The 9723-nt window shown below is 66.0% G+C and carries 14 protein-coding genes and 1 pseudogene; 3 read left to right on the forward strand and 12 right to left on the reverse strand.

Annotation, left to right across the window (positions count from 1 at the left end; all coding sequences use genetic code 11):
• From ABYB95_RS10805 to rpsP, 6 genes and pseudogenes are all read right to left on the reverse strand, one after another.
• Window positions 1–248 (reverse strand): annotated as a pseudogene (locus ABYB95_RS10805) (cobalamin biosynthesis protein CbiB); the annotation flags it as partial.
• A 71-nt stretch (window positions 249–319) separates the two neighbouring features.
• Window positions 320–1000, reverse strand: coding sequence for a CoA pyrophosphatase (locus tag ABYB95_RS10810; RefSeq protein WP_372658516.1), 681 nt, complete (start codon window positions 998–1000; stop codon window positions 320–322).
• Between the two features lie 125 nt (window positions 1001–1125).
• Window positions 1126–1482, reverse strand: coding sequence for a 50S ribosomal protein L19 (rplS, locus tag ABYB95_RS10815; RefSeq protein ID WP_372658517.1), 357 nt, complete (start codon window positions 1480–1482; stop codon window positions 1126–1128).
• A gap of 144 nt (window positions 1483–1626) precedes the next feature.
• A complete protein-coding gene (gene trmD / locus ABYB95_RS10820; protein WP_372658518.1) occupies window positions 1627–2403 on the reverse strand; it encodes a tRNA (guanosine(37)-N1)-methyltransferase TrmD in 777 nt (258 codons plus the stop codon).
• 93 nt (window positions 2404–2496) lie between these two features.
• A complete protein-coding gene (gene rimM, locus ABYB95_RS10825) occupies window positions 2497–3096 on the reverse strand; it encodes a ribosome maturation factor RimM (protein ID WP_372658519.1) in 600 nt (199 codons plus the stop codon).
• 27 nt (window positions 3097–3123) lie between these two features.
• Window positions 3124–3399, reverse strand: a complete 276-nt coding sequence (gene rpsP, locus ABYB95_RS10830) for a 30S ribosomal protein S16 (RefSeq protein WP_372658520.1) — start codon at window positions 3397–3399, stop codon at window positions 3124–3126.
• 181 nt (window positions 3400–3580) lie between these two features.
• Here rpsP and ABYB95_RS10835 point away from each other — a divergent pair, with 181 nt between their 5' ends.
• Both ABYB95_RS10835 and ABYB95_RS10840 read left to right on the forward strand, forming a co-directional pair.
• A complete protein-coding gene (locus ABYB95_RS10835) occupies window positions 3581–4120 on the forward strand; it encodes an N-acetyltransferase family protein (RefSeq protein WP_372658522.1) in 540 nt (179 codons plus the stop codon).
• Window positions 4117–4563, forward strand: a complete 447-nt coding sequence (locus ABYB95_RS10840; protein WP_372658523.1) for a hypothetical protein — start codon at window positions 4117–4119, stop codon at window positions 4561–4563. The genes ABYB95_RS10835 and ABYB95_RS10840 overlap by 4 nt, the downstream gene beginning before the upstream one ends.
• Here ABYB95_RS10840 and ABYB95_RS10845 read toward each other — a convergent pair.
• From ABYB95_RS10845 to ABYB95_RS10870, 6 genes are all read right to left on the reverse strand, one after another.
• Window positions 4553–5518 (reverse strand): AEC family transporter, encoded by a 966-nt coding sequence (locus tag ABYB95_RS10845; RefSeq protein ID WP_372658525.1) that lies wholly within the window; start codon window positions 5516–5518, stop codon window positions 4553–4555. The genes ABYB95_RS10840 and ABYB95_RS10845 overlap by 11 nt on opposite strands.
• 85 nt (window positions 5519–5603) lie before the next feature.
• Entirely contained in the window at window positions 5604–6200 is a 597-nt protein-coding gene (locus ABYB95_RS10850; RefSeq protein WP_372658526.1) for a hypothetical protein, read from the reverse strand.
• Window positions 6201–6205: 5 nt separating this feature from the next.
• Complete coding sequence (locus ABYB95_RS10855) at window positions 6206–6448, reverse strand: hypothetical protein (RefSeq protein ID WP_372658527.1); 243 nt, start codon at window positions 6446–6448, stop codon at window positions 6206–6208.
• 5 nt (window positions 6449–6453) lie between these two features.
• On the reverse strand, window positions 6454–7668 hold the full coding sequence (locus ABYB95_RS10860) for an ABC transporter permease (protein WP_372658528.1): 1215 nt from the start codon (window positions 7666–7668) through the stop codon (window positions 6454–6456).
• Window positions 7665–8342 carry an ABC transporter ATP-binding protein gene (locus ABYB95_RS10865; protein ID WP_372658529.1) on the reverse strand — a complete coding sequence of 226 codons (678 nt, stop codon included), beginning with the start codon at window positions 8340–8342 and terminating at the stop codon, window positions 7665–7667. Before ABYB95_RS10865 ends, ABYB95_RS10860 begins: the two co-directional genes overlap by 4 nt.
• A complete protein-coding gene (locus ABYB95_RS10870) occupies window positions 8339–8842 on the reverse strand; it encodes a Fur family transcriptional regulator (protein ID WP_372658530.1) in 504 nt (167 codons plus the stop codon). The genes ABYB95_RS10865 and ABYB95_RS10870 overlap by 4 nt, the downstream gene beginning before the upstream one ends.
• A 114-nt stretch (window positions 8843–8956) precedes the next feature.
• Here ABYB95_RS10870 and aztA point away from each other — a divergent pair.
• On the forward strand, window positions 8957–9723 hold a 767-nt coding region (aztA, locus tag ABYB95_RS10875; protein ID WP_372658531.1), incomplete at its 3' end, for a zinc ABC transporter ATP-binding protein AztA.

Raw genomic sequence — 9723 nt, forward strand, 5'->3', positions numbered from 1 at the left:
CCAATCAGCCAGACAAAGGACAGCAGTGCACTGAAGCGCGACAAACCCGCATACACCAGACCCGCGAGCAAGGCCGGTACACCCACCGCCAGCAGCCAGGCCAGCCAACCCTGCGCCACCTCCCCCGCATCCATGTTCCGGCGCACCAATCGGGTCCAGCCACGCAGGCCCGATTGCACCGGGTTGTCGTACGGCAAGGGGCGTGCCTGTTCCAGCAGAAAGGCGATCAGGATGGCGAAAAAGATCATGCCGTCATCATAGCGGCGGGCATGGGGCCGTCCGGTGGCGCGGCCAGAGCCCAACCGCAGCAACCGGCAGTTCAGGCACTGAGCAAACGGTAGAAGTTGCGCAACATGCCGGCGGTCGCGCCCCAGATGAAGCGCTCGCGGCCACTGTCGTCGTAGGGCATGGAATACCACTCGCGCACCGTGCCCTGGAATTCATGGACATGCCGGTGGTGGTTGGCCGGGTCCATCAGAAAGTCCAGCGGTACCTCGAACACATCGTCCACCTCGTCGGCGTTGGGCACCAGTTCAAACTCCGGATGCACCAGCCCCACCACGGGCGTGACCGTGTACGAGGTACCCGTCACGTAGACCGGCAAGCTGCCCAGCACTTCCACGCGGTCGGGCGGCAAACCGATTTCTTCGTGTGTCTCCCGCAAAGCGGCGGCGGTGGCATCTGCGTCACCGGCGTCGAGCTTGCCACCCGGCAGCGCGATCTGGCCCGAGTGCGTGGAGAGGTGGGCGGAGCGCAGCGTCAGCAGCAGCGTCAGGCGCTCGCGCAACACGATGGGCAACAACACCGCCGCCTGCGCAGGCGCGCGGTCCGCAAACCTCTTCTCGCGCAGCAGTTCGGGACTCCAAATGGGCGGGCGTATGAACAAGTCCCGCAAGCCGTCGGCGGTGAGCCGTTGCGCGTGGGCGGGCATTTCGTTCGGCGCCCTGGGGAGCAAGGGCACCTTGCGCGGATCAAAAGCAGGCAATGAATGGGACGGCATGGGCTCCGAGCTTACGTCAGCCCATCGATTGCCGCTGACGGCCACCAAGAAAGCAGAACACGGAAACCGGGCTCCCAATGCAAAAAACCGCTCCAGGGAGCGGTTTTTTGCGATCAAGCCGGGATTCAACGGCCCAATTTTTCCTTGATACGCGCCGACTTGCCGCTGCGCTCGCGCAGGTAGTACAGCTTGGCGCGGCGCACGGCACCACGGCGCTTGACTTCGATCTTCGCGATCCGTGGGCTGTACAGCGGGAACGTACGCTCAACGCCTTCGCCATTGGAGATCTTGCGAACGATGAAGTTGGAGTTCAGACCGCGGTTGCGACGGGCAATGACCACGCCTTCGTAAGCCTGGGTACGCTTGCGCGTGCCTTCGACCACGTTCACGCTGACAATCACGGTGTCGCCGGGCGCGAACACCGGGATTTCTTTGTTCAAGCGAACAATTTCTTCTTGTTCAAGGGTCTGGATGAGGTTCATGTTTTCCTGTTCATCGATCGTGCCCGCGCTGCACTAAAGGCCACAAATCCGGCAAAGCCCGGTTCAGGATGCGCCGATGTGTTCGGTGCGACCTGCGGGCTGGCCCGGTCATGGCGGCCGGTCAGAGGATCGAAAAGCCTTGGATTATAGCAATTTCTGGCCGCGCAAAAAGGTTTCGTCCTTCTCGCTCAGCAAACCGTCGCGACGCGCGACGCTCAGCAGATCGGGGCGCGCACGCGCCGTGAGCGCCAGACTCTGCTCGCGGCGGTAGCGCGCGATGCGTTCGTGGTGACCGCCCAGCAGCACCTCGGGCACCGCCACCGCGCCTTGCGGCCCTTGCCACACTTCGGGCCGGGTGTGGTGCGGGCTGTCAAGCAAGCCATCCAGCGCGGGATTGAAGCTGTCTTGCTGGTGGCTGCCCTCGTCGCCCAGCACCCCGGGCTGCAGGCGGGCCACCGCATCGAGCAAGGCGATGGCGGCGATCTCGCCGCCCGAGAGCACAAAGTCGCCCAAGCTGATCTGCCGGTCCACGCACGCGTCGATGAAGCGCTGGTCTATGCCTTCGTAACGCCCGCACACCAGCACCGCGCCCACGCTGGCACCCCACGAAGCCACGCCCGCATGGTTCAGCCGCTCGCCGATGGGTGAGAACAAGACCACCGGCGCCTGCGCGCCGTTCGGCTCGTCCCTGTCGGCCCGAATGGATTGAAGGCATTGCCACAAAGGCTCGGCCATCATCACCATGCCGGGCCCGCCGCCAAATGGCCGGTCGTCCACGCGCCGGTAATTGCCCTCGGCATGGTCGCGCGGGTTCCACAGCCGGACCTCGACCTGCCCCGACTCGAAGGCTCGGCGCGTGATACCGCTCTTGAAGAATGGCTCAAAAAGCTCGGGAAACAGGGTAATGACGTCGAAGCGCATGGTGGGTATTGTCACCCGCTTGCACCGCTTCGCGGCTTCCCCGCAGGTGCCGCCTTCTGGGGTGCGACGCGCTGCAGGCGCGGCGCGGGGGCATCAGTAATCCAAACCCCAGTCGACCGTGATACGGCGCGCCTTGAGATCCACCTGGTCCACGTAAGCGTCCACAAACGGGATCATGCGCTCGGCCAGCAAGGGCTTGTCGTTCTGGGTGTCGGTGTATTCGAGCACCAGCACCGAATGTGGGCCGGTCGGCATGAGGTCGCGCACCACGCCCAGGGCATGGCCTTCGCGGTTGAACACCTCCAGCCCCAGCAGATCGACCCAGTAGTACTCGCCCTCGGGCGGCGCCGGGAAGGCGCTGCGTGGCACGTAGATGCGCACCCCTTTGAGGCTTTCGGACTGGCTACGATCGCTCATGCCCTCCAGGCGGGCCACCACGCCATCGGCATGGTGCTTGATCTCCGCCACGGTGGCGCTGACGCAACCCGTGAACGCAGAAAAACCGCGCGCCAAGGCTTCTTCGGGCGGCTGGAGGTGCCAATGTGTGGTTTCAAACAGCGCCTGTGTATCGGCGCTGTGGGGCTGGACCTTGATCCAGCCCTTGACGCCCCATGCATCCATGAAGCGGCCCAGTTCAATGGCGTCTTCCGGCAAGGAAGACGCCGTGAAGACGCTGGATGCGGGGCTGTTCACCAACTCAACAGAGAAGGCAAAAAACGATCAGGCAGCGACCGGTGCAGCCGCATTTGCCGCAGTGGCTGCGTGCTGCTTGACCAAGCGGGCCACCGTGTCCGACGGCTCGGCGCCAACGCCGGTCCAGTAGGTCAGGCGGTCCACGGCAACGCGCAGAGGCTCTTCACCGCCACGCGCCAAGGGGTTGTAAAAACCGATGCGCTCGATGAAGCGGCCATCGCGGCGGTTGCGCTTGTCGGCCACAACGATGTTGTAGAACGGGCGGGCTTTTGAGCCGCCGCGGGAGAGTCGAATGACGACCATGATTTATCCTTCGGGTGGTGACGCACCAGGATCGGGGCGTCATGGAGGCCATTTCTGACCCCCTTTTCCTTGCAACGCTTGAGACACACGACTGACCACCCGGCCAGCGAAACGCTACAAAACCCACGATTATAGCCAGTGTGCGACAGCCCGCAGCAACAAACCCCCACACCCTCCATCCATGCCCCTCATCCGCCCCAGCCGCGACGAAGACATCACCGCCATCGCCCGCATTTATGCGCACCACGTGCTGCACGGTACCGGCACCTTTGAAACCACCCCCCCCACCGAAGCGGACATGGCCACCCGCCGCGCCGACGTACTGGCCAAGGGCCTGCCCTGGCTGGTGATTGAAGAAAACGGCGAGGTGCTGGGATTCGCCTACGGCACCTGGTTCAAACCCCGCCCGGCCTACCGCTATTCGGCCGAAGATTCGATCTACATGGCACCGGAAAGCCACGGCAAAGGCCTGGGCCGGGCTTTGTTGACCGAGCTGCTGGCCAGGCTGGAGCGCGCCGGTGTGCGCCGCGTCATGGCAGTGATTGGCGACTCGGACAACGCGGGCTCCATCGGCGTGCACCGGGCCCTGGGCTTTGAGCCCGCCGGGGTGATCCCGTCCTGTGGCTGGAAATTTGAACGCTGGCTCGACATCGTGTTGATGCAAAAACCCCTGGGTCTGGGCGACAGCTCACCGCCTGAAACACCGAAAGACCCCGCATGAAAAACAAAACCTTGGCGGTCTGGATCGCCCTGTTGGGTGGCGCCCTGGGTCTGCACCGCTTCTACCTGAAAGGCCTGGGCGACTGGGTGGGCTGGCTGCACCCGGTGCCGTCGGCGCTGGGCTGGTGGGGCGTGACCCGGGTGCTGGACTATGGGCAGGACGACAAGCTCTCGTGGCTGCTGATCCCCCTGCTCGGCCTGTCCATCGCGACCAGCTGTCTCATGGCCATCCTCTATGCGCTCACCGAACGGGAGCGCTGGAACCAGCGCTTCAACCCGGGCTTGCCCGCGCAAGCCAGTGCGGGCGGAACCAACGGCCTGACCATCGCCGCACTGGTGCTGGCTTTGTTGCTGGGCACCATTGCCTTCATGGGCAGCCTGGCTTTTGGTTTTGAACGCTACTTCGAATACCAGATCGACGAGGCCCGCAAGATCAGCCAGTGAGCGGCAGCCAGGACAGCAGCAACATCACCAGCGTGAGGCTGAGCAAGGCCAGCATGGTCGACAAGCCCATGCTGGCGGTGGTGAGTTCTTCGGCCACCTCGTAGCGGTGGGCCAGCAGGAACACGTTGGCGCCTATGGGCAAGGCGGCCGCGACCACCATCACCGTCATTTGCAGGCCGGTGATGCCAAACGCCCAGGCGCTCAAACCCACCATCAGCGGCAACAACAGGTTCTTGGAAGCCGTGATCCACAAAGCCGGGGTGATGTGGCCGCGCAAGGGCGTGCGCCCCAGGGTGACGCCTACCAGCACCAGCGCGATCGGGCCGAAGGCGCTGCCCAGCAGCTGCAAGGGTTTGTCGATCACGGTAGGCAACACCAGACCGGTCTGCGCGAACAGCAGGCCACACACAATCGGTAGCGGCACCGGGTGGATCAGCGAATTTTTCAAGGCCAGCCAGGTGCTGGCCAACAGGCGCGGGGACGCGCCGCCACGCGCGCTCGTCTCGCGCGCCGCAGCCAGTTCCAGCACCACGGTCGCCGAGGTGAGCAGAATCAGCGCATGCACCGAGGCCAGGGTCAGCAGCGTCACCAGGCCTTGCTGACCGTAGGCCAGGCCGACCAGAATGATGCCGATCATGACCATGTTGGAGAACACCCCGGCCAGCGCCAGCACGGCGCTGCGGGTGTTGAAGCCACGCCAGGCGATGGAAGCCGCCAGCAGCAGCCCGGCGGCCAGAAAATAAGACAGCACCGGCCGCCAGTCCAGGGTTTCGAAGTGCACCGCGCTCATGGTGCGAAACAACAAGGCCGGAATCAGCAGCAGAAACACGAGGTTGGACAGGTCTTTCACCGCCGCCTCCCGTATCCACTGGCGGCGCGCCGCGAGCACGCCCAGGGCGATGAGCAGAAACACCGGAGTGAGGGAGGCGAAAACGGGGTGGTCGGTCAAATTCACCGGCCGATGTTATCGCCTCAGCCGGTCCGGCTCTGGCCTGGGGCCATTGCCGGCGGCGCCAGCACCCGCACTTCACGGGGGCGCGCTATGGGACGCTGCGGGCCTCGGTCAGGCGGTAGTACAGGCCCAGCGGATTGTCTTGCAACACGTGGAACCGGCCTTCCAGCACCACCGCGTCTTCGACATACGGCAGCGGGCTTTTGGTGTGCACTTCGATCATGCTTTCCGCCCCGCCCGGTACGCAAAAAGGACAAGTGGGCGGTACCGCCGAGAGCAAAAACCGCCGGTGCCGAACACCCGGTTCCAGCGGCAACATGAAGCCTTGCACGCGTTGGGTCTGCTGGTTCAGCGCCAGCACCGCTGGGGGATAGCTCACCAGGATGCGCCGGTTTTCAATGCGTTGCTTCACGTCGGTCAGCACCGACCAGGCCAGCACATCGCTGCGCTGGGGCAGCGGTGCGAAAGCGCTCAAAGCGCCATGCACACCGGGCCCGGTGCCCGTCACCAATCCCTGCGGCGCGCCCTTCTGCGCAGGCGCGCCAGCCGGGGCTGCGGCTGGAGGGCCGAGCGGCGAACTCAACACCTGCGCAGCGGCGTCGCGCGCGCCAACGGTCAACCCCGCCAGCCCGGCCAGCAACATCGCCGAGCAGGCGCAAGACAACCATCGAGTACGGGCCTGCATGGTGGTCAATGCACGTGTTTCATGCCGCAGTACTTGCCAATGGCCAGGCCTTTGCACGCGGCCTGCAGCGCGGCCAGGCAAACGGCCTCGCCTTGACCAGAGGCCAGGCATTGGGCGGCGGCTTCGTGCGCGGCGGCCATGGCCCGGTGGCGTGCCACGTCTTGCCGGGTTTCGGCGTCGGAATGTTGGGCCCAAGCCGATCCGGCCAGCAACGAAAGCGTCATCAGAGAAAACAAAGTCTTTTTCATCGGGTTCACCTGGTTTGCAACAAAGACATCACGTCCACACGGTAAGCGCCGAGCGCGGGCAAAGCCGCCGCCACCAGCGCCACCCCCACGGCTGTCAGCGGCACCCACGCTTGCGCGGGCGACCAGTGCCAGCCGGTGGTGGCCAGCGCGTCGCCGACCATCCACGTCGAGCCGAGCACGGCGGTGAGGCCATGCGCCAGCAAGAATCCACCCAGAGTGGCGAGCAGGGCCAGCCACAAGGACTCGCACAGCAGCAAGGCCACCACCTTGCCCGCCGGAGTGCCCAGCATGCGCAGCATGGCCAGGTCGGCACGGCGTTCGCGCACCGCGCCCCACAAAGCGATGAACACCGACAAAGCCGCCACCAGCAACAGCACCGCGCCCAGGCCTCTCAAGACCTCGGTGCCTACACCCACCATGGCCAGCAGGCGCGAGATTTCGGCCGCCGGTGATGCCGCCTGCATGGACGTGCTGCTGTTGACGTAGCGCGGGAAACTGGCCGCCGCCAGCGGCGTGTTGTAGCGGATCAGCAGCATCGTCAGTTCGCGCTCGGCCACCAGCACCTGGCGGTCTTCGGCGTCCAGCGGCGCGTCGCCCGCGTACATGTCTTCGTGCACTTTCCAGACCGATGCGGTGTCGGTCAGGACGAGACGGTCCAGCACGCAGCCACAGGGCGCCAGGACCCCGGTCACGCGGTACGGGTTCTCGGCGTGCGCATGGCCGCCCGCCCCCAGACCGTGCGAGCCGGCAAATGCCGCGCCCAATCCCAGCCCGGTTGTGCGCGCCACCTGCGCCCCCAGTACCGCCTGTAGAGGCGCGGCCCACCAGCTCCCCTGCGCCAGCGCTGCGCCGTAGTGCCGGGGGTAGCTGTGTTCGGTGCCGACGATGCGGTAGCCCTGGAAACTGTCGCCCAGGCTCAGGGGCATCCACTCGGCCACCTGGGGGTGCGATGCCAACGCCTGGGCCTCGGCCAAGGGAATGTTGCCGGGTGGCGCATCGATGTGGAACACCCCCGCCAGAATGAGTTGCATCGGGCTGCCTTTGGCACCCACCACCAGGTCGATACCGGCCAGATCGCGATCAAAAGCGTGCGACAGCCGGTCCTGCATCTGCAACAAAAAGGCCATGACCGCCAGGCCCAGCGTGAGCAACAAAAGATTCAACACGGTGGTCAGCGGGCGCGACCACAAATAGCGCCAGGACAAAGACCACACGTTCATGCGCATGCTCCGGCGGGAGTCTGCGGGCCACGCAGCGCCGCCGCCAAGGGCAGCACCTGGGCCAACGGCAGCGCCTGGGCCACCCGCACGTCGTGGGTCGCGATGACCAGTGTGGCGGCCGCCTGCGCCGCCCGTTCGAGTAACAGCGCAAGCACGGTCGCGCAGGCCTCGTCATCCAGGTTGGCCGTGGGTTCGTCGGCCAAGATGACGGCCGGGCGCAACAACAGGGCGCGGGCCAGAGCCACACGCTGCGCCTCGCCACCCGACAACTGCGCCGGCCTGCGCCCGCTCAGGTGGTCCAGGCCCATGGCCTCCAGCATCTGCTCGATGGCCGCGCGGTCTTGTGGCAGCCCGGCCGCGAAGTAGCTCAAGGCCAGATTGCCTTCGACCGTGAGCGCTTCGCTCAGGTGCAGGCGCTGCGGCAAAAAGCCCAGGGTGCGCGCGCGCCAGGCATCGCGGCGGGCGCCAGACAAGGCCGCGACCGATTGGCCCGCCACCTGCACCTCACCCGACGCCGGGCGCAACAAACCCGCCGCCAGCGCCAGCCAGGTGGACTTGCCGCTGCCCGAGGCGCCGCGCAAAAGCAATGTGCCGCCCTGGGGCACCGACACATCGGCAAAGCGCAAGACGGCGGCTGGCCCATGCGCAAAACACAGGCCCCGGGTCAGGATCACGCGATCGACTCCAGGCCAGCGGGCGCTGCGCATGCCGCACAGGTGCCGTGCACACACAGTTCCAGCCGCTGGCCCTGGTGGCCCAGACGGGCCAGGCTGTGAAACAGCTGGGCGGCCACCGCACGCGCGGCGGCGTCGGCCTCGGTGAAACGGAACTGGCGTTGGCAGGCATCGCACTCGAAGCGCGCCAGCGGACCGGCTTCTTCGGCACCGGCCAGACCAAAGCGCCAGGTGCGCGCGCCGTCATCGGCGTGGCGGCGCAAAACGCCACAAGCCGCCAGCCGGTCGAGCAGGCGGTAGAGCGTGACCCGGTTGATGTCCAGGCCACGCGTTTCCAGCGCCGTCTGCACCTGCGAATGCGTGACCGAACCTTGCGGGTTGGCCAGAAACACCCCCAACACGGCGCGCGTGGCCAGAGTGCGGCGCAGCCCCGCCCCTTCCAGCCGCGACTGGATGTGGGCGGGAACGGCCAAGGATTCTTTGGGTGTGTGGCTGGGCATAAGGCCTCCGTACTAACGCAACATGGTTGCGATATGATCGATGTTAACGCAATTGAGTTGCAACATTATGCCCAGCCCGAGACCCGCACAAGCGCCGGGTTGGCCGCCATTGACATGAACACCGCCGCATCCACACCAACACCCGCCATCGAATTGCAGGACCTGAGCCTGGGTTACGAACGACACCCGGCGGTGCACCAGCTCAGCCTCACCGTGCCAGCGGGTTCCCTGGTCGCCCTGGTCGGGCCCAATGGCGCGGGCAAGTCCACGCTGATCAAGGCTTTGGCCGGGCAATTGCAACCCCTGGGTGGCCAGGTGTTGGGGCTGGAACGGCCACGCGTGGCGTATCTGGCCCAACACAGCGAACTGGACCGCAGTTTCCCCGTGGGTGTGCGCGACATGGTGGCCATGGGTTTGTGGCACGAAGTCGGCGCCTGGGGCCGCTTCACCCCGGCATTGCGGCAGCGCTGCGACGAAGCGCTGGCGCTGGTGGGACTGACCGGCTTTGAGCGGCGCGGCCTGGACACCCTCTCGGGCGGCCAGTTGCAGCGCGCCCTGTTTGCCCGCCTGATCCTGCAGGACGCGCCGGTGGTCTTGCTGGACGAACCCTTTGCCGCCGTGGACCAGCGCACCACCGCCGATCTGCTGGCCCTGTTGCACCGCTGGCACCAACAAGGCAAAACCGTGGTCGCCGCTCTGCACGATCTGGCCCAGGTGCGGGCGCATTTCCCGCTCACCCTGCTGCTGGCACGCGAGCCGGTGGCCTGGGGCGCCACGGCCGAGGTCTTGACCGAGGCGCACTGGGCGCGCGCGCTGCGCCTGCACGAACCTTTTGAAGAAGACGCACCCGCCTGCCATGCCCCGCCGTGGCAGGCGGGTGC

The sequence above is a fragment of the Hydrogenophaga sp. genome (genome assembly GCF_041633695.1).
Taxonomy (GTDB): domain Bacteria; phylum Pseudomonadota; class Gammaproteobacteria; order Burkholderiales; family Burkholderiaceae_C; genus Hydrogenophaga.